Below are 19,345 nucleotides of genomic sequence, written 5' to 3'. Positions count from 1 at the left end.
GTGGATTAAGCATGCTTAACAGCGCGCCTGACACCCTCCCACACCTTCCCCCAGAGGACGCCGTGCCCGACCGCACACGCATCGCCGAAAGGTACGCCAGGGGCGTCGTCGCCGCCGTCGCGGCCGTGGCCGCCCTGGTCCTGGCCGGCAACGCGGGCCCGGCCCAGTCGGCGGAGCGGCACCCGGGAGACGTGACCGGCCGGGCGGCGGACGCCGGCGCCTCGCTCACGTCGGCCGTCCGGCTCGACGGGGGCACGTGGGCGCCACGGCCCGGACCGCGCTGAGCCCCGGGCCGGTGCGGCGGGCAGGCGCGGAGCCCGCGCCGCCCCTCGGGCCCCTCAGTCCGGCAGCGCCTCGCGCAACGCCTCGTCCAGACGCGCCGCCAGTTCCGCGTCGCCCGGTGAGTCGTCCGAGAACAGGGCGCCGAGCTGGGTGGTGAAGGTCTGGGTGAAGGCGCCGTACAGCGGCGTGCGGGGGCGGTGGACCGCGTGCTGCAGGGCCGGGAGCAGGGTCCGGCGGGCGTAGGCCGGCCGGCCCGCCGCGTCGCGGGGCATGGTGTCGGCGCCCTCGCCGGTGGGGCCCGCCGACGGGGCTGCGGCGGGCACCGCGCAGGTCACGGTGTCGTCCACGTACGCCGAGGCGCGGGTGGCCGCGAACCCGGCGTCCAGCAGGCAGCGTTCGCTCTCCTTGCCGGTGAGGTACCTGATCAGCTCGGCCGCCTTGCCCGACCGCTGGGACGCCGAGGTCACGGCGAGGTTCTGGCCGCCGAGCACGGCCCGGCCCGGCAGCGCGGTCACGCCGAGCCGGTCGCCGGGGAACGTCTGGGAGAGGGCCGCGTAGGCGTACGGCCACTGCCGCAGGAACGTGGTGCGCCCGGCGGCGAAGTCGCCGAGGGAGGCCGCCTCGTCGGAGTGGACCGCGTCCGGGAGGACGTACGGCGCCGCGGTGCGGGCGCGCAGCTCGGCGATGCCCTGCGTCAGCTCCTCGACGGTGGCGTCGTAGTGGCCGTCCTCGTCGGTGAGCGTGGTGCCGGGTGACGCCGACGCGAAGGCCTCGACGGCGTTGACGGTGCGGCCCTCGTACGCGGCCAGCTGGGTCGTCCAGCCCTTCTCGTAGCCGGCCGGCTTGTGGTCGTCGAGGGTCTCGATCAGTTTCCTCAGCCGCTTCCAGTCCACGCCGCCGCCCAGGTCGGTGTGCTGCACGCCGGCCTGCCGCAGATGGTCGCGCCGGTAGTAGAGCAGGCCGACGTCGCTGTTGAACGGCACGGCGTACACCGCGCCGTCCCAGCGGGCCGTGCTCGCCACGGGGGCGATGACGTCCTCGTCGAGCAACGACGCGGGCAGCGGACCGATCAGGCGCGCCGCGGCGAACTCCGGGACCCAGGTGACGTCCAGGTTGACCACGTCGTAGGCGGCGCTGCCGGACTGGAGGGCGCCGAGGAGCTGACTGCGCTGCTCGTCGGCGTTGCCGGGCAGCTCAACCAGCCGGGCGCGGTAGCCGGAGCCGGCCTTCTCCTGCCGGGCGTTCCAGGCCTCGATGAGCCGCTGCCGGACGCCGTTCTTGCCGGTGACGTCCCGGCCGCTGGCGACCACGATGTCGCCGGGCACGTCGGCGGACGGCGGCGCCGCGGGTCCGCCGGCGGCGTCCCCGTCGCCGCCGGTGCAGGCGGTCGGCAGGAGCAGGGCCAGCGCGGCCGGCAGGGCCCACCGGGCCGCGAGCCGCCGCCGTGAGAGCCGTCGCGGCATCAGTCCTCCCCCGTTCCGGTGCGCGCGACCTCGTCGAGCAGGGCGGCACCGAGGTCGTCGTCGGCGTCCAGGCAGCGGCCGCCGCTCGCCTCCGAGATCCGGGCGTCCGGCCTCCCGGGGTCGCAGCCGCCGCCGGTGAGCGAGACCATCGCGACCGGCACCCGCACCGCACGCGCGAGGGCGAGGACGTCACCGAGCCGGTCGCCGGTGAGCCGGGCCGCGTCCTCGTCGTCGGTGACGTAGACGATCAGGCCGGGGCGCTCGTCGTCGGCGCCGCGCCGCTCCATGTCGTCGAGGGCGGCGCGCAGCGCCCGGTACGGATCCGCCTGGGCGTCCCGGACCTCGGCCACCCGGTCGACGGTGCGCTCGGCGTCCTTGCGGGCGTGGCGGCCGAAGGGCAGCAGGGTGTCGTACGGGTCCCCGTCCTCGCCGTACACCGCCCACACGCCGTACTCGTCCCGTGCGCCGAGCCCGCCGAGCGACTGCTTCAGCAGGCCGGGGCCGCCGCTCGGGCCCTCCCAGCGGCCGGCCATCGAGCCGGAGCTGTCGAGCAGGAACAGCACCCGGCCGGGCCCGCCCGCACCCCGGTAGCCCTCCAGGGCCGCCTCCATCGCGTCCCGGCCGGCCGACTCGGTCAGCGGCGACGGCGCCCACAGCACCCCGTCGATCTCGTCGGTGGTGTCCAGCAGGGCGCGGCTGCCGGTGGCCGCCCGGAACCCGTCCCGGGCGAACGCCTCGCGCCCGCCCTCACCGGTCAGCCAGGTGCGGAAGCGGCCGGCCGCGTCGTCCCGGGCGGCCTCGTCGCGGTCGGCGCCCTGCCAGCGGACGCGGACGAAGACGGGCTCCAGGCCGGGCACGTCGCCGGGGTACTGGGCCATGCGCGGGGTGCGGCGGGCGCTGTCGCAGCCGACGCCGCTCTTCATCAGGAACTCGGGGACGAGGGCGGCGGTGCGGTCGTCCACGGCGTCGTCGTCGGGCAGCGTGCACAGCAGGTCGGCGGCGGTCGGGGAGGGCGGCCCGGGCTGGGCGACGCGCTCCTCGGCGCGGCGGGGGTCGCCGGTGCCGGTGCCGGTGCCGGTGCCGGTCTTGGTGCCGGTGCCGGTGCCGGCGTGCAGGCCGACGGTGGCCAGCAGGCCGGCGTCGGTGAACTCGGGGTCCGGCCGCCGTACTTCGGCGTCGGCGCGCCGGGCGAGCAGGTCGCCGATCATCCGGTCGAGCGGGGGGCCGGTGCGCTCGTCCAGCGACTCGGCGGCGAACTCCTGCGGGACGGCGAGCACGATCGGGGAGTACGCGAACGCCTCGTCGTCCGGCTCCAGTACGGCCACGGCGTCGGTGTCCTGGCCCTCGGCCACGCGGGCGACGTCGGCGCGCGAGCCGGGTATCCAGACGTCCGGCTGCGGGCCGACGTCGCGCTGCGGGTCGGTGTCGTCGTCGCGGGGCTCCTGCCAGGCGCCGGTCCGCTTGCGCAGAGCGGTGACCACGTCGGCGGCACCCGCGCTGTAGACGGTGATGCCGCCGCGCCGGCAGCCGTCGCCGGTCGTGTTCTCCTCCGATGTCAGGTACGCGTCCGCGGCGGCCCGCACCGTCGTCTCCAGGTCGGGGTCGGTCAGCACGCGCAGCTCCAGGGGCGGGGCGCACGAGACCGACGGGTCACCGGCCGTCGCGACGAGCCGGTACGAGCCGATGCCGACGACGGCGAGGAACGTCAGCAGCAGCACACCGGTCCCCACCCGCCCCGGCCACCGTCCCGCCCGAGGCCCTCCGCCGCCACGCGTGCCCGGCCCCCCGGACCTCCCGCCCGAGCCGGCCTTCCGCCCCCGCGGGCCGTACCTCCACCCCGGTCCGCCCCCTTCCGCCGAGCTGCCCCTCCTCCCCGGCCGACCGCCGGTCCGCCCCGGCCCGCCCTCACGCCCCGAGCCGTTCCCGCTCTCCGGGCCCGCCCCCGGCCGACCGCCGGCCCCCGCGCCCCCGCCCACGCCCGCCCCGCCACCGACCTCAGCCGCCCGGCCCGCCTCCACGCCACCGCCGGACGCACCCCGGCCCACGTCCACACCGCCGCCGGACTGCGTGCCCCGACCTGCTTCCGCCCCGCCGCCGGTTTCCACGCCCCGGCCCGCTTCCACGCCACTGCCGGGCCCCGCACCCCGGCCCGCATCCACGCCACCGCCGGACTCAGCAGCCCCACGCCCCGACTCCGGGCCCCAACCTGCTTCCGCCCCGCCGCCGGACCCCACACCCCGGCCCGCACCCACGCCACCGCCGGACTCAGCCGCACCACGCCCCGACTCCGCACCCCGGCCTGCCCCCGTCCCGCCGCCGGACTCCGCACCCCGGCCCGCATCCACGCCGCCGCCGGACTCAGCAGCCCCACGCCCCGGCTCCGCGCCCCGGCCTACCCCCGTCCCGCCGCCGGACCCCACACCCCGGCCCGCACCCACGCCACCGCCGGACTCAGCCGCACCACGCCCCGACTCCGCACCCCGGCCTACCCCCGTCCCGCCGCCGGACTCCGCACCCCGGCCCGCATCCACGCCACCGCCGGACTCAGCAGCCCCACGCCCCGACTCCGCACCCCGGCCTACCCCCGTCCCGCCGCCGGACTCCGCACCCCGGCCCGCACCCGACCGGCCGTCGGCCCCCGCGTCCTCGGCCGCACCCGCCCCGCCACCGGACTCTGCAACCCGGCCCGCTGCCGCCCCGCGCCCCGACTCCGTCCCCCGACCTGCCCCCGTCCCGCCGCCGGACCCCGCACCGCGGCCCGCGTCCACACCACCGCCGGTCCCCGCGACCCCGGCCGCGCCCGCCCCGCCGTCGAACTCGGCCGCCCGGCCCGCATCCACACCGCCGCCGGACCCCGCACCCCGGTGCACATCCGCACCGTGCCGGGCCTCCGCCTCCCTTCCAAACCGTGGCCGGCCGACGGCGCCTCCGGACCGGCCGGACAGGTTCCCTTCTGCCGGGCCCGGCCGCGGTGGGCGCTCCTCGCTCTCCTGCCGCCCGTTCCGCCCTGACGGACCCGCCCCCGTCCCCCGCTTCCCACTGCCCCCGGGCGGCTCCGCGCCGGGTCCCCGCCCGTTCCCGGCCTCGCCGCCGTTCCCGGCCTCGCCGCCGTCCCCGGGCCCGTCGCCGGACCCGTCCCGCTGCCCGGACGGCGGCGTCACCTCCGTGCCTCCGGGGCCGCGCTTCGCGGGGTGCGTCAGGCCGGGCGCGGAGCCCCGGTGCCACGGGAAGCGGCCGTGCGCCCCACCGCCGGAGGCACCCGCCGCGAGCAGGACGTCCTCCTCCGGCTCGGTGCGGCTCTGCGGTTCCCACGGGTCGCCGCGCACCGTCCGGTGACCGCCGCCGGTCATCCGGGCGCGCAGCGCGTCCGCGAGGCCGCGGAACCACACCTCCTCGTCGCCGTTGTCCAGCAGCGCCACGAGTTCGTCGGTGAACGGCGTCGGCGTGCGCGGATCGCCCGCGTCGATGCGGTGGTTGGCCTGCACGCTCATCAGCAGCAGCACCCGCCGCTTGTCGCGGAAGGTCTCCCGGACCCAGGCGGCGTTGCCCGCGAAACAGCAGTCCAGGACGACCACGATCCGCCGCGCCTCACTGGCCGCGAGCACCGTCAGCACGGTCGTGAACATCTCCGCACCCGGGAAGACCGCGTGCCCGCCCGCGACCACGCTCGCGTTGCGCATCTGGAGGAACAGCTCGTCGCCCGCGCTCGGTATCGCCCCGTGCCCGGCGAAGTACAGCAGCAGGACGCCCTCGGCCTCGTCGGCGGCCGTCCGCAGCGCCCGGCCGAAGTCGACCTGGTCGGGCGAGCGGCACACCGTGATCTCGCGCTCGCGGAACACCCCGCCGCGCCGCAGCGCGTCCCGCAGCCGGTTCAGGTTGTGCCGGACCGCGGGAAGGTCGCCGGGCACCCCGTACGGCGGCTCCGTGAGGTCGTACTCGGACACCCCGACCAGCAGCGCCCGGTTCGCCTGCCCCCGCGGGTCGTAACCGGTCACCGGCCGCCTACCTGTCGTCGAGGTTCACCGGCTCGACGCGCGCCTCGGGCGGCTCGCCGTCCTCCACCTCGCTGCGGTTGGCCCGCCAGGCCGCCACGGCCCCCTTGACCTGGTCCAGCACCTCCTGGACCACCACGGCCGCGCCGCCCCCGACGAACGCCACGACGATCTCCATGCCGACGCCCATCGGGGCACCGGTCTCGTCGGCCCGGCGCCGTTCGTCGATGCGCAGCCGGCCGGCGCGGACCAGCTCGTCGAGCGGTTTCTCCCGTTCCAGCCACTTGTGCAGGGCGCCGATGTCGCTCTCGCTCGCGTTGCCGTCCAGCCGGACACGGACACCGCGCGTCACCACTCCATCCCCCTCAGCCATAACTCACCATGATGGCACCCCTGTTGTGCACAGGGGAGGGTTCGTACGCCTCCGTCACGATGCGCGCGCGGGCGCACGCGTCGGCCGAGGGCCCGCGGAGGGGGCGTCAGCCCTGGGTCTGCAGCCGGCTCAGCTTCCGCTGCACATGGTCCAGCGCGCCCTCGCGCCGCCCGGGGACCCGGCCCCGCAACGCGGCGAGCCCGGCGCCCAGTTCGCGGGCCGCCGCGGTGTCGCGGATCCGGCCCCACTGGTGGTGCGCCCGGTCCACGGCGGCCTCCACGGCGGGCGTCCCCGGCTCCTGCCCGGCCCGCAGGCGGGCCTCGGCCACCGCCAGCCAGGCCCGGCAGCTGCGCACCGGGTCCCCGGCGAACATCGCCAGGTCGGCCCGGACCTCCGCCCAGTGCAGCGCCTCCTCGGAGGCGGGCCCGAGACCGAGCGCGGCGGCCCGCTCGTGGCGCGCGGCGAGCGCGTCGGCGTCCCCGTGCCGCCCCGACCGCACGGCGGCGGCGATGACGGCGTGCGGGTCCCCCGCCACCGGGCCGGGCGCCGCCAGCACCAGGTCCGCGCCGCTCCCGCCGCCGTCGGCCGCGCAGCGGGCCAGCGCCTGCTGGTGCAGCTGGTCCGGCGGCGGCCGGTGCCCGCTGCGCAGGATCGTCGCGACACCGCGCATGTACGCGGGGGCGGCCACGGCACGCCGTGCGGGCGGCGGCGCGATGCGACCGTAAACGGCGTTGTTGCGGCCCGAGTCCAGCGGGTGGGTCCGCAGCCACTCCCAGGTCTCCTGGTCGGCGTGCAGATCCAGCAGCAGCGTCGTCGCGCCGCTGGGCCGCAGCCGCAGTTCCTCGCGGAGCCAGTGCCAGGGCAGGGCGGTGTAGCGGACCGTGGAGGGCGTCGTCCGGGCCAGCGCCAGATGCGGCAGGCGCTCACGCCGGTCCAGCTGGAGCTGTCCGGCGATGTACACGGTCAGCGGGCCGGGGGCCGCCGCGGCCGCGCGGAGCCGGGTGAGGACGGCCTGCGGCTCCAGCGGGTCGGCGAGTTCGACGACGTTGGCGGTGTCCGTCCCGGCCAGCACGGCGGGCGGCACGGCGGCGAGCACGGGAAGCACGGAGGCCGCGTCCACCAGGCACCCCCGGCCCACGGGCGACGCCGCGAGCAGCAGCACGGTTCCGGGCATGTCCCCTCCCCCTGTCGATCACGTACGGCAGCACGGTAACCGCTGCGGCTGCAAAGCGGGCACTCAGTCGTTCAGCCGCCGTACCGCGAACACGGTGGTGTCGTCGACCAGCCGGGCCCGGCTGTGCCGCAGGGTGCCGTCCCGGACGAGGGCCACCAGCCGCCCCGGCGCCGCGCTGCGCGGGTCGGCGGCGACGGCGCGGGCCACGTCCTCGGCGGGCCGGTAGAAGCGTCCCGCGGCGTCGCGGGCCTCGGTCACCCCGTCGGTGACCACCAGCAGCGTCTCCTCCGGGGCGAGGGCCAGGCGGTGCACGGCCACCGGCGGGCCGGGGACGAGGTCGCCCATGCCCAGCGGCAGCCCGCCGACGGCCGGCATGCGCCGCACCCCGTCCGGGCCGACCACCAGTGGAGGCTCGTGACCGAAGAAGACGGCGTTCACGGCGTCGGGCAGGTCAGGGGAGAACTCGATCAGCACGGCGGTGGCGAAACGGTCGCCGCCGGGCTGTCCGACGGCCGCCGTGTGCCTGCGGTGGCGCAGGATGCGGATCTCCAGGCGTTCGGCGACCGTCGCCAGGTCCGTCTCGTGATAGCCGGACTCGCGGAACGTGCTGAGCAGCGCGGCCGCCGTCTCCACCGCGCCCAGCCCCTTGCCCTGCACGTCGCCGACGAGGACACGGGTGCCGTGCGGGCCGGGCTGGACGTCGTAGAAGTCGCCGCCGACGCGGGCCTCGGTGTCCGCGGCGAGATAGACGCCCGCGATCTCCAGTCCCCCGAACACGTCCGGGAGGGGACGCAGCACGGTGCGGCGGGTGGTGTCGGCGATGTCCCGCATGTGCAGCATGCGCCGCTCACCGCCGACCCGGACCGCGGCGGCGGCCACGGCGATGAGGCCGCCGAGGACGACGAGGACCAGGCCGGAGGTCCCGGTCCGCTCGTGGTGCTGCCAGACGTTGTCGGCGAGGACGTAGACGGCGACCGCGAGCACCGCGAGCATCGCCGTGCCGAGCATTCCGCAGATGGCCGCCGCGATGCCGGGCACGAGCACCGTCCAGGAGATGATCTGGAAGGCGCCGGTGCTGACGTCGGCCACGGCGATGCCGGCGAGCAGCACCAGGGGGAAGAGCCAGGCGACGTTCCGGCCGCGCACGCTCAGCAACTCGTGCCGGGACACGACGTCGCCCCGGCCGGCGGCCCGGACGAGCCCTTCGAGCAGCCTCCACCGGCCGCGCACCGGCCCCCCGGAACGACCTCTCGCGCGACCCCTCACGGGCCTCAGCGAAACACGCGCTCCCACGGACCGCATCCTGACTTGCCCCCCGCCCCCGCCAGGTGTGCTCTGGAAGACGGGGGCGAGGAGAGAGGAGTGCTCCCATGGCTCACGCGGTACCCACGGGCAGGACGCCCGCCGGCGCGATCCCGCGCGGCACGACACCCGACGTCTTCGGCCCGCGGACCCACCTGGTGGCGAAGTGGGCGGTGCCCGTCGTGGCCGGACTGGTCTACGGCTACTGGGCCGCGGCCAACCGGCGCTACGGCGGCCCCGTCACCGGCTGGAACCTGCTGTTCGGCTTCATGACCGCGCTCGCGTTCGTGATCCTGTACGCCGTGGTCCGGGCGGTGGCGGCGCGGCTGCCGCGCGAGGGGCACGCGGTGCTGTGGGGCGCGTTCGCGGGCAGCGCGCTGGGCTTCCTGTACGCGCAGAGCGGCGTGGCCATGTTCACCTGCATCCTCGCGTCGCTGCTGCTGGCGGGCGCGGTGACCGCCGCGTTGTTCTACGTCTACTACTCGCGCGAGGACGCGACGGGTCACCGCGTCTGAAGCGCGCCGCCGGCAGCCCCCGGCGACGGCACGCGGGCCCCGGTCACCCGGCCGGGGCCCGCCCGTGTGCCCGGCCGGGGCGGCACCGTCCCGGCCGTGTTCGGCCGTGTTCGGCCGTTCGGAGCGTCCGGCGGGGCCATATGCAGTCACCCCGGTCGCCCGGGCCGCCCCGCGGGCCTTGCCTGGAAAGGTGCCCCGACGTCTTCGGAACGCCCTGTCGGCCGTCCTGGTCGCCCTCGCCTGCCTGCTCGCACCGTGCGGCACGCTGGCGGCCTGGGCGGCGTACGGGCTGGGCGACACCGGCCGGTACGTCGCCGCCATGGCGCCGCTCGCCGCCGACCCGCACGTGCGGAACGCGGTCGCGGACACGGTGGGCGACGGGGTCATGAACGAGGTGGGCGCAGGCCCCCTGCGCGCCACCGTGCGCCTCTACGTGGAGGACGCGGCCCGCTCCTTCACCCGGACCGAGGCCTTCCGCGCGGGCTGGGACGCCGCCAACCGGGCCGTCCACGCCGCCGTGCTGCGCGCCCTGCGCGACGACACGGCCGCCGGACGCCCCGTCACCGTCGACCTGGCCCCCGTCACCGCACGGGTCCGCAACAGGCTCGTCCAGGACAACGTGCCGATCGCGCGGCGGATCCCGGTCCGGCACACCGTCGTCACCGTGCTCCCGGCCCACGAGGTGGACCGGCTGAGGAAGGGCTACCGCGTGCTCGACGTCGCCGCCTTCTGGCTGCCGCTCGCGGCCGTCGTCTTCGCCGTCGCCGGCATCGCCCTGGCCGCCTGCCGCCGGCGCGCGCTCACGGCCACCGGCCTCGGCACGGCCGTCGGCGGAGTACTGCTCGCCCTCGCCGTCCTCCTCGGCCGCCGGCTCACCCTCGCCGAACTGCCCGGCGCGGTGGACGGCCCGGCCGCCGGCGCCGTCTACGACGCCCTCACCGCGACCCTGCGCACCGCGTCCTGGCTGCTCGTGGGCCTCGGTCTGACGGTCGCCGCGGCCTCCTGGCTCACCGGCCGGTACGGACATCTGCTGCGCCGCCGGCCCCCGGCGGGCCCCGCCGTCGAACCGGCCCGCCCCCGCTCGACCCGAGCCCGCCTCTGACCCGCCTCGCCCACGCCCGCCTCACCCACGCCTGGCACGGACTCGCCCGGCACGGACACGACCGGCGCGGCGGACGCACGGCCGCACTGCCGGCCCCCGACGGGCCCCGCCGTCGAACCGGCCCGCCCCGGCTCGACACGGGCCCGCCTCTGACCCGCGCCGCCCACGCCCGCCTCACCCACGCCCGGCACGGCCTACGTACGGCCGGAAGGCAACTTTCCGCCCGTGGCCGCCGTCCTTGAGGGAGGATTCGGACATCGCACCCGCGAGCGGAAGGCCGGGCCTTGGACACCGACACGGCGAGGGCCGAGTGGACCGACGCGCCCGGCGGACCGGTGGCCCGGCGGGCCGGGCGGCGCTTCGGGGCCTGGGGCGCCGGGCTGCTGTTCGCCGGGGTCAGCGTGGTCGTCGGCTGCCGGATCGCCGACACCGACGGCATCACGCCGGTGCCGCAGCTGCTCGCCTTCCTGCCCTGGCTGCTGGTGCCGACCGGTGCCGGACTGCTGCTGACGCTGCTCGCGCGGTGGTGGACGGGAGCGGTATGGGGCGTGGCGCTCCTCGGGCTGCTGGCCTGGTTCATCGAGCCGTACGGCAGGACCGGCGAACCGGCCGGATCGCCCGTGGCGGAACTGCGGGTGCTGACGTCGAACGTCGAGTTCGGACAGGGCACCGACGCGCTGATCGGCGCGGTGCGCCGCGAGAGACCCGACCTGCTGTTCGTACAGGAGTGCGAGTACACGTGTGACGCGGCCCTGCGCCGGGAGCTCGGCGCCGACTATCCGCACCGGCAGGCCGTCGAGGGCGGCGGCTCCGAGGGGTCGGTCATCCTGAGCCGCTTCCCGCTCACCCCCGCCCCCGGTGTCCGCGGCACCATGGGCATGCCCGGCGCCGTCGCCGACGTGCGCGGTCACGCCGTACGCCTCCAGCTCGCCCACCCCATGCCGCCGCTGCCGGAGCAGCTCGGCCTGTGGCGCACGGAACTGGGCCGGCTGCGCGACGCCGCCGCCGGGGCCGACGGGGCCCCCACCGTCCTCGCCGGCGACTTCAACGCCTCCCAGGACCACGCCGCCTTCCGGCGCATCCTCGACACCGGGCTGCACGACGCGGCCCGCCTGGCCGGCCAGGACCGCGCGCCCAGCTGGCCGGCCCGGACGACCCCGGTGCTCGGCGCGCAGATCGACCACGTACTGGTGTCGCGTGACTTCGCCGCGCACCGCGCCCGCTTCCTGGCCCTGGCCGACACCGACCACCGCGCACTGGTCGTCGACCTCACGCTGCACGCGGGCCGCTGACCGGCGGGACCGGCGCGACCCGCGCGACCCTCGCGACGAGCGCGACCGGTGCGCTCAGACGCCGATGTCGCGGCCGTCCGGGCGCCACACCGCCACGACCGCCGGGCGCACGATCTTCCCGGGCCCGTCGGGCCAGGTGCTGGCCGGCCGCTCCACGGAGGCGCCGTCGACCTCGCCCGGGTGCTGCACGGCGACCAGCACGCGCCGGTCCTGGACCAGCGGGCCGCAGGTCTCGGCGCCGGTCGGCACGGTCAGGAACTGCTTCAGCTCACCACGCCGGTCGCCCTGCGTCGCGACGCCGAAGAGACCGTCGTGGGTGCCGAGCGCGTTGCCGTCGGTGGAGATCCACAGGTTGCCGTGGCCGTCGAAGGCCACGTTGTCCGGACAGGAGATCGGGCTGACGGCCTCCTTCGGGAAGCCCGCGAAGTACGTCGCCGGGTCCTCGGGGTTCCCGGCCACCAGGAACAGCGACCAGGCGAAGGCCGTGGCGTCGGCCCGGTTGCGGTGCTCGGTCAGCTCCAGGACGTGGCCGTGCTTGTTGGCGGTGCGCGGGTTGGCCTCGTCCGCCTTGGCGTTGGACCCGACGCCGCGGTTGGAGTTGTTGGTGAGGGCGACGTACACCTTGCCGGTGCGCGGGGACGGCTCGATGTCCTCGGGCCGGTCCATCTTGGTCGCGCCGGCCTTGTCGCCCGCGAGCCGGGTGAAGACGCAGACCTCCTCCGCCGTCATGCCCTCGACGTGCGAGACGGCGCCGTGTGCGGTGGCGGTGACCAGCGGGATCCAGCGGCCGCTGCCGTCGAACTCGCCGTCGCGCGGCAGCTTCCCGGTGCCGTCGATGTCCTCGGCCGGGGAGTCGCCGGTGAGCTTGGCGACGTACAGGGTGCCCTCGTCGAGCAGCGTCAGGTTGTGCTCGCGCGCGCTGCGGCTGCCGCCGTGCCGCATCCGCTTGCTGCCGACGAACTTGTAGAAGTAGTCGAACCGCTCGTCGTCGCCGGTGTAGACGACGGGACGCCCGTCGCTCGTCAGCCGCACGGTCGCGGCCTCGTGCTTGAAGCGGCCGAGCAGGGTGTGCTTGCGGGGCGTGGAGGTGGGGTCGTACGGGTCGAACTCGATGACGTACCCGAAGCGGTGCACCTCGTTGGGCTCCCGGGCGACGTCGAAGCGCTTGTCGAACCGCTCCCACTTGCGCTCGGTGGCGCCGGAGCCGATGCCGTAGCGCTTGTCGGTGGCGCTGCTGCTGTTGGCGAAGTACTGGTTGAAGTTCTCCTCGCCGTGCAGCGTCGTGCCCCACGGGGTGGTGCCGCCGGAGCAGTTGTTGAGGGTGCCGAGCACCTTGCGGCCGGTCCGGTCGGCGGAGGTCTTCACCAGGTCGGACCCGGCGGCCGGGCCGGTGAGCCGGAACTCGGTGGTGGCGGTGACGCGCCGGTTGAGGTGGTGCCGGGGCACCGGCGTCAGCCTGCCGCTCCTCGGGTCCTCCTCCACGACGACGGCGGACAGCCCGTGCGCGGCCCACGCGATCTCGACCTGCTCACGGGTCGGGTTCTCGGGGTCGTAGCCCCGGAACATCAGCACCTCGTCGGTGTACTCGTGGTTGGCGACGAGGAGCTGCCGGCCGCGCTCGCCCTTCAGCGGCAGCAGCGCGAGGAAGTCGTTGTTGTAGCCGAACTGCCCGGCCTGCGCCTTCGCGGTCTGCTTCTCCGGGTCGAAGGCGGGCGCCCCGCGCAGGATGGGCTCGCCCCACCGGATGACGACGCCCTGCCGGTACCCGTCCGGTACGACGACGGCGTCCTCGGTGTTCGGGGCCACGGGCGCGAACCGCAGACCGCGCGCGCCCTGCGGCCTCGACGGGTTCCCGTGGCCCGTGCCGTGGCCCTTTCCGGCCGCCGGGGCGGCCTGCGCGGCGGGCGCCCCCGCCACGCCCACGGCGCCGGCGCCCGCCGCGGCGACGGTGACGACGGCCGCGGCGCGCATCATGGAACGGCGGCTGAGCGCACCCGCGATGACGTCGCCGACGTACTCGTTGGAGCTGGTGTTGGGCACCTCGTGGAAGCAGGCGTCACCACACCGGAACCGGCAGGTCATGGCGGACCGGCCACCGGGATGCGAACCGGACGGCGTTCCGATCAACGGCAGCAGCTTGCGCACTTCTGTTCTCCCTGGGATGCCCTGTGATGCCCTGTGATGCCCTTGGTGTCAGCGCGACCGTAGGTGCGGATACGTGCGGGAGACGGGCGTGGGGATGAACGCCGGGTGAACCCGTGGCGGCCGGAACCGGCCTTGACGCGCCGGTGACCGCGTGCCAAACCCTGCGCAAGATCACAAGACGGGGCCGCTAACCTTACGTGTCCGTCCTGGCCAGGGATTGACGGGCATCAACTCACGCGAAGGGTTGCGCACATGGGCATTCTCACTCTCCTGCGGAACGCGTTCGGCCGGTCACGCAAAGCACGGGCCGCCCAGACGGAGGGTGCGACGCAGGAGACGGCGGCACCGGCCGCCGCTCCGGAGCCGAAGCTCCCGTCCCAGCCCGCCGCACCCGAGGAACCGGCCGAGGCGGCCCCGGAAACCGCCCAGGTCCCGGAGCCCCGCACCGAGAAGGACGAGCACGAACTCGTCAAGGCGGCTTTCGCCAACATCACGGTCCCCAAACCCACCGAGTCCCCGGACCCCACCCCCCAGTCCGAGCCCAAGACCAAGACGGCCCCGGAGCCCGAGATCGAGCCGGAGCCTGAGAAGAAGCCGGAAGCCAAGGTTGAGCCGGAGCCCGAGCCGACCCCGGAGCCCGCGGCCGCCGACGGCGAGGACACCCCACAGGGGCCACCCGCACCCGACAACGAAAGCAGCACGGGTGGTGCGGGTGGGAACACAAAGGCCGAAGGCGAAGCCGAGGCACAGCCCGAACCGCAGCCGCAGCCGGACCCCGAGGCCGAGACGAAGCCCGAGCCGGCACCCGAGGCCGAGACGAAGCCCGAGCCCGAGCCCGAGCCGACCCCGGAACCCGCGGCCGCCGACGGCGAGGACACCCCACAGGGGCCACCCGCACCCGACAACGAAAGCAGCACGGGTGGTGCGGGTGGGAACACAAAGGCCGAAGGCGAAGCCGAGGCACAGCCCGAACCGCAGGCCACCCCCGAACCCGCGGCCGACGAACCCGGCACGGACGGTGCGAGTGGGAACACCCGGACCGAAGACGAAGCCGAGCCCCCGAAACCCGCCACCCCCGCGGCGCGAATCCGCTCACGCGCCCCCGCCCTCTCCACCGCCTACAAGGCCGCCGGCGCCGCCCTGAAGAAGAACGACCTCACCGGCACCCGCGCCAAGGTCCACCTCGTCCTCGACCGCTCCGCCTCCATGCGGCCGTACTACAAGGACGGCTCCGCCCAGGCCCTCGCCGAGCAGACCCTCGCGCTCGCCGCCCACCTCGACGCCGACCCCACCCTCCACGTCACGTTCTTCTCCACGGAGGTGGACGGCACCGGTGAGCTGACCCTCACCGACCACGAGAACAAGATCGACGAGCTGCACAGCGCCCTCGGCCGCATGGGCCGCACGAGCTACCACGCCGCCGTCGAGGCCGTCCTCGCCCGGCACGACAAGGAGGCCCCGGGCACCCCGGCCCTGGTGGTCTTCCAGACCGACGGCGCCCCGGACGCCAAGACCCCGGCCACCCAGGCCCTCACGGACGCCGCCGCGGACCACCCGCACGTCCACTTCTCCTTCGTCGCCTTCGGCGACCCGGAGAACAAGGCGTTCGACTACCTCCGCAAGCTCAAGACGCCGAACACCTCCCACTTCCTCGCCGGCGAGACCCCGAAGGAGCTCACCGACAAGGAGCTGTACGAGGGCGTCCTCGCGGACTGGCGCCCGTAGCCGCACGCACCTCAGGCACCGAGGCGCCGGGGGGTGGACCGGGGACACCCGTCCACCCCCCGAAACGCGTGTGAGCCGATCTCCGCGGGACCAGTAGGATTTCGACCATGGCGGCCACTGGAACCGAGAAGCAGGGTGGCAAGGCGTTCTACGTCAGCACCCCCATCTACTACGTCAACGACGCTCCTCACCTGGGCCACGCCTATACGACCGTCGCAGGCGACGTGCTCACCCGCTGGCACCGCCAGCGCGGCGAGAAGGTGTGGTACCTCACCGGCACGGACGAGCACGGTCAGAAGATCATGCGCACCGCGGAGGCGAACGGCGTCAGCCCGCAGCAGTGGGCCGACAAGCTCGTCACCGAGGCGTGGAAGCCTCTCTGGGAGCACCTGGAGATCGCGAACGACGACTTCATCCGCACCACGCAGAAGCGGCACACCGACCGCGTCCAGGAATTCGTGCAGGACCTGTACGACAAGGGCGAGATCTACAAGGGCGGCTACGAGGGCCCGTACTGCGTGGGCTGCGAGGAGTACAAGCTCCCCGGCGAGCTGCTCGACGGCGAGGGCGAGTACGCGGGCCAGAAGCTGTGCCCGATCCACAAGAAGCCGGTGGAGATCCTCAGCGAGGAGAACTACTTCTTCAAGCTGAGCGAGTACAGCGAGAAGCTGCTCGCCCACTACGAGGCCAACCCGGGCTTCATCCAGCCCGAGTCCGCGCGCAACGAGGTCGTGAACTTCGTCCGCCAGGGCCTGCAGGACCTGTCGATCTCCCGCTCGACCTTCGACTGGGGCGTGCCGGTCCCCTGGGACGACAAGCACGTCATCTACGTGTGGGTCGACGCCCTGCTGAACTACGCCACGGCCGTCGGCTACAACGAGAACCCCGAGAAGTTCGAGTCGACGTTCCCCGCCGACGTCCACCTGGTCGGCAAGGACATCCTCCGCTTCCACGCGATCATCTGGCCGGCGATGCTGATGGCGCAGGGCCTGCCCCTGCCTGGGAAGATCGCCGCGAACGGCTGGCTGATGGTCGGCGGCGAGAAGATGAGCAAGTCCAACCTGACCGGCATCAAGCCGCAGGACCTGACCTCGCACTTCGGCGTGGACGCGTACCGCTGGTACTTCCTGCGCGCGATCGCGTTCGGCCAGGACGGCTCGTTCTCCTGGGAGGACTTCTCCGCCCGCTACACCAGCGAGCTGGCCAACGACTACGGCAACCTGGCGTCCCGCGTGGCCGCGATGGTCGGCAAGTACTTCGGCGGCGAGCTGCCGGCCTCGACGGCCGACGGCGACGCGGAGAAGGCGGTCCACGACGGCCTGGCCAAGGCGGTCGCGGAGGCCGACCGGAAGATCGGCGAGGAGCTGGACTTCCAGGGCGGCATCCTGGCCGTCTTCGACTTCGTCAAGCAGGTCAACGGCTACATCACCGAGCAGGAGCCCTGGAAGGTCGCGAAGGACGACTCGCCGGAGGGCAAGGCCCGCCTGGCGACGATCCTCTACACGGCGGCGGAGTCCCTGCGCGCCGTGGCGGTCCTGCTGAACCCGGTCATGCCGGAGACGTCCCAGAAGCTCTGGGACTCGCTCGGCGCGGAGGCATCCCTCGGCGGCCTCGCGGACCAGCGGGTCCAGGAGGCGGCCGACTGGGGCCGCCTGCCGGCCGGCTCGACGGTCACCAAGGGCGCGGTGCTCTTCCCGCGTCTCGAGGAGAAGCCGGCCGCGTAACGCGTCTGCCACAAGCGAGGGGCCAGGGAGGACGTGATCTTCTCCTCGGCCCCTCGCTCTGCGAAGATCCCGTGAAGACGGCCGTCCGGCCGTCGCCACTCACGTGGGGGGACCATCCATGGCACTGTTCGGCAACGCGCACAGCATCGACCCGGCCCAGGCGCAGCAGGAGTACGCGCGCCTGCTCGGCCAGGGGGAGCAGGTGTACGCCGCCTACCTGCTGATCCGCGACACCATCCTGTTCACCGACCGGCGCCTGCTCCTGGTCGACAAGCAGGGCATCACCGGCAAGAAGACCGAGTACCACTCCATCCCGTACCGCAGCATCACCCACTTCGCGGTGGAGACGGCCGGTCACTTCGACCTCGACGCCGAGCTGAAGATCTGGCTCTCCGGCAGCGCGGCCCCGATCCAGAAGACCTTCACCAAGGGCGTCGACATCTACGAGGTCCAGGCGATCCTGACCCAGTTCGTGGCCCGCTAGCCGCGACCGGAACGGTCCGAGGACCAGGACCTCTGGTGCAGGACGATCGGCCGATGGTCGCGCGCGTACCCGTTGCCTAGGCTGCCGGGCAGGAACCGGCAGCTCAGGAAGAGGTCAGGATGCCCGTCAGCGGTCGTAGTCACATCCGTATCGCCAGGCCCTCCCGGGACCTGACGGCGGCCGAGCGATTCTGGGTGCGCGGGCTGGGACTCGGTGTGGTGTGGCGAACCGAGGGCGGGCCGGACGCCGGTGAGCACGACCTGCTGATGGTGGGCTGGCCGGACGCCGACTGGCATCTGGAGCTGGTCCACGAGTCCGCCCGGCCGGTCGAGCCCCGGCCCACCGAGGAGGATCTGCTGGTGATCTACGTCGACGGCCCGGTCCCCACCGACTTGGTCACCCGGCTGGAGGAGCACGGCGGCAAGCGGGTGCCGTCGCCGAATCCGTACTGGAACCGGTGGGGCGTCACGATCGAGGACCCGGACGGCTACCGGCTGGTGCTCTGCGAGCGGGCCTGGTCGAACGCGTAGCGGCGGATGCCCGCCGGGCGCGCCCTGCGGTCAGCTTCCGGACGCGTACGCCACGAAGTCCGCCCAGGCCTCCCGGCCGAGCGCCAGACGGGGGCTCGCGTCCCGGTGCTTGGAGTCACGGACGTGGACGGTGCCGGGGGTGGTGGCGACCTCGACGCAGGAGTCGCCCTCGTTGCCGTCGCTGTAGGTGCTTTTGAACCAGGCCAGTTCGAGTGCGTCCCCGGCTGAGGCCTTGCGGATCATGTTTCTCCCAGCAGTTGCTCGATGAAGGCCAGCGACTCCCCCGGCGGGAGGGCTTGCGCCCGGATGGTGCCATACCGCAGCTCCAGGATGCGGAGCTGCCTCGGATCAGAGATCGGACGCCCGCTGAACGCGCCATCGGAGCGTCCCACGGCCGTTCCGTCCTCGAACTTCAGCAACTCGATCTTGCCGTCCAAGCCTGGGTGGGTCTCGCGGTGTGTCGGCATCACCTGAAGGGCGACGTGACGCAACCGCCCCACCTCCAACAGACGTTCGAGCTGCTGCCGCCACACCATTGTGCCCCCGAGCGGCCGTCGGAGCGGCGCCTCTTCCAGGACGAAGCTCAGTGCGGGCGAAGGAGCCTGGTCGAAGATCGCCTGCCGAGCCATCCGCGCGGCGACCATGCGCTCGATCTCCTCCTCCGAGTAGGGAGGTTGCCGTGACTCGAAAGCCGCCCTGGCATGCCCGGACGTCTGCAGCAGCCCGCTGATGCTGTGGCACACGTACACCCCGATCTCCACGGCCCGGGCCTCCATCTGGGCCAGATCGCGCACCTTCTTGGGGTACCGGACCCTCGCCACGTCCTCCTTCATCGCGGCGAGCAGCCCGCCCGCCCCCAGCACCTCGTCCGCCCGTTCCAGGTACTCCGGCCGGGGAATCCGCTTCCCGCCCTCGATCTTGTAGACGAGGTCCTCGCCGTACCCCACGGCCCTGCCGAAGTCGCCGGCCCGCATGCCCACCGCCTCGCGCCGCAGCTTCAACTGCCGTCCCACGGTGGCGATCACCGCCACGCCCCACTCGTCGTCCGGGTCCACCTCCCACCCCGGCTCGTCGGCCTCGGTCCTGAGCTGCCGAACCTCGCCGTCCACCGACATGCGCGCGCCCCTCCGTCGTACCGCCTCGTGCCAGCCACGCCCTACCCGTGGGCGACGCCCCGGCAAGCCCGGACACCACCGGACAAGGACCGGACAGTCACCGCCCGCCACCGGAGCGTCACCGTCA

The 19,345-nt window shown here is 74.6% G+C and carries 16 protein-coding genes; 8 read left to right on the top strand and 8 right to left on the bottom strand.

Annotated elements, in window-relative coordinates:
• The first annotated feature begins 62 nt into the window (after positions 1–62).
• Positions 63–284, top strand: a complete 222-nt coding sequence (locus ACGF3H_RS12400) for a hypothetical protein (RefSeq protein WP_362486458.1) — start codon at positions 63–65, stop codon at positions 282–284.
• Positions 285–338: 54 nt separating this feature from the next.
• Here the strand turns inward: ACGF3H_RS12400 and ACGF3H_RS12395 are convergent, their stop codons facing one another.
• The 5 genes from ACGF3H_RS12395 to ACGF3H_RS12375 all read right to left on the bottom strand — a co-directional run bounded on the left by ACGF3H_RS12395 (position 339) and on the right by ACGF3H_RS12375 (position 8,586).
• A complete protein-coding gene (locus ACGF3H_RS12395) occupies positions 339–1,745 on the bottom strand; it encodes an extracellular solute-binding protein (RefSeq protein ID WP_362486455.1) in 1,407 nt (468 codons plus the stop codon).
• Positions 1,745–5,740: a caspase family protein gene (locus ACGF3H_RS12390; protein ID WP_362486452.1), complete on the bottom strand. Its 3,996-nt coding sequence runs from the start codon at positions 5,738–5,740 to the stop codon at positions 1,745–1,747. Before ACGF3H_RS12390 ends, ACGF3H_RS12395 begins: the two co-directional genes overlap by 1 nt.
• A gap of 7 nt (positions 5,741–5,747) precedes the next feature.
• Positions 5,748–6,110, bottom strand: a complete 363-nt coding sequence (locus ACGF3H_RS12385; RefSeq protein WP_362486449.1) for a hypothetical protein — start codon at positions 6,108–6,110, stop codon at positions 5,748–5,750.
• 106 nt (positions 6,111–6,216) lie between these two features.
• Positions 6,217–7,284 carry a hypothetical protein gene (locus tag ACGF3H_RS12380; RefSeq protein ID WP_362486445.1) on the bottom strand — a complete coding sequence of 356 codons (1,068 nt, stop codon included), beginning with the start codon at positions 7,282–7,284 and terminating at the stop codon, positions 6,217–6,219.
• A 63-nt stretch (positions 7,285–7,347) separates the two neighbouring features.
• A complete protein-coding gene (locus tag ACGF3H_RS12375) occupies positions 7,348–8,586 on the bottom strand; it encodes a PP2C family protein-serine/threonine phosphatase (protein ID WP_393816479.1) in 1,239 nt (412 codons plus the stop codon).
• Between the two features lie 68 nt (positions 8,587–8,654).
• On the opposite strand from ACGF3H_RS12375, the gene ACGF3H_RS12370 reads away from it, so the two are divergent.
• The 3 genes from ACGF3H_RS12370 (at position 8,655) to ACGF3H_RS12360 (ending at position 11,495) form a co-directional block, all read left to right on the top strand.
• Positions 8,655–9,101: a hypothetical protein gene (locus ACGF3H_RS12370; RefSeq protein WP_362486439.1), complete on the top strand. Its 447-nt coding sequence runs from the start codon at positions 8,655–8,657 to the stop codon at positions 9,099–9,101.
• A gap of 190 nt (positions 9,102–9,291) precedes the next feature.
• Positions 9,292–10,203, top strand: a complete 912-nt coding sequence (locus ACGF3H_RS12365) for a hypothetical protein (RefSeq protein ID WP_362486437.1) — start codon at positions 9,292–9,294, stop codon at positions 10,201–10,203.
• Between the two features lie 284 nt (positions 10,204–10,487).
• Positions 10,488–11,495: an endonuclease/exonuclease/phosphatase family protein gene (locus ACGF3H_RS12360; RefSeq protein WP_362486434.1), complete on the top strand. Its 1,008-nt coding sequence runs from the start codon at positions 10,488–10,490 to the stop codon at positions 11,493–11,495.
• Between the two features lie 54 nt (positions 11,496–11,549).
• Here the strand turns inward: ACGF3H_RS12360 and ACGF3H_RS12355 are convergent, their stop codons facing one another.
• Complete coding sequence (locus tag ACGF3H_RS12355) at positions 11,550–13,640, bottom strand: PhoX family protein (protein ID WP_362486432.1); 2,091 nt, start codon at positions 13,638–13,640, stop codon at positions 11,550–11,552.
• 252 nt (positions 13,641–13,892) lie between these two features.
• Here ACGF3H_RS12355 and ACGF3H_RS12350 point away from each other — a divergent pair, with 252 nt between their 5' ends.
• The 4 genes from ACGF3H_RS12350 (at position 13,893) to ACGF3H_RS12335 (ending at position 18,103) form a co-directional block, all read left to right on the top strand.
• Positions 13,893–15,365 (top strand): VWA domain-containing protein, encoded by a 1,473-nt coding sequence (locus ACGF3H_RS12350; protein ID WP_362486429.1) that lies wholly within the window; start codon positions 13,893–13,895, stop codon positions 15,363–15,365.
• Positions 15,366–15,472: 107 nt separating this feature from the next.
• Positions 15,473–17,089, top strand: a complete 1,617-nt coding sequence (metG, locus tag ACGF3H_RS12345) for a methionine--tRNA ligase (protein WP_362486426.1) — start codon at positions 15,473–15,475, stop codon at positions 17,087–17,089.
• Between the two features lie 118 nt (positions 17,090–17,207).
• A complete protein-coding gene (locus ACGF3H_RS12340) occupies positions 17,208–17,573 on the top strand; it encodes a PH domain-containing protein (protein WP_361572616.1) in 366 nt (121 codons plus the stop codon).
• 119 nt (positions 17,574–17,692) lie between these two features.
• On the top strand, positions 17,693–18,103 hold the full coding sequence (locus ACGF3H_RS12335; protein ID WP_362486422.1) for a VOC family protein: 411 nt from the start codon (positions 17,693–17,695) through the stop codon (positions 18,101–18,103).
• Positions 18,104–18,133: 30 nt separating this feature from the next.
• Here ACGF3H_RS12335 and ACGF3H_RS12330 read toward each other — a convergent pair whose 3' ends face one another.
• Complete coding sequence (locus ACGF3H_RS12330; protein ID WP_362486419.1) at positions 18,134–18,346, bottom strand: DUF397 domain-containing protein; 213 nt, start codon at positions 18,344–18,346, stop codon at positions 18,134–18,136.
• Positions 18,343–19,218: a helix-turn-helix transcriptional regulator gene (locus ACGF3H_RS12325; protein WP_362486417.1), complete on the bottom strand. Its 876-nt coding sequence runs from the start codon at positions 19,216–19,218 to the stop codon at positions 18,343–18,345. Before ACGF3H_RS12325 ends, ACGF3H_RS12330 begins: the two co-directional genes overlap by 4 nt.
• Positions 19,219–19,345 lie beyond the last annotated feature (127 nt).

The sequence above is a fragment of the Streptomyces sp. NPDC048185 genome (assembly GCF_043202495.1).
Lineage (GTDB): Bacteria > Actinomycetota > Actinomycetes > Streptomycetales > Streptomycetaceae > Streptomyces.
Note: the sequence above shows the minus strand (reverse complement) of the source record. Positions and strands in the feature narration are given on the sequence as shown.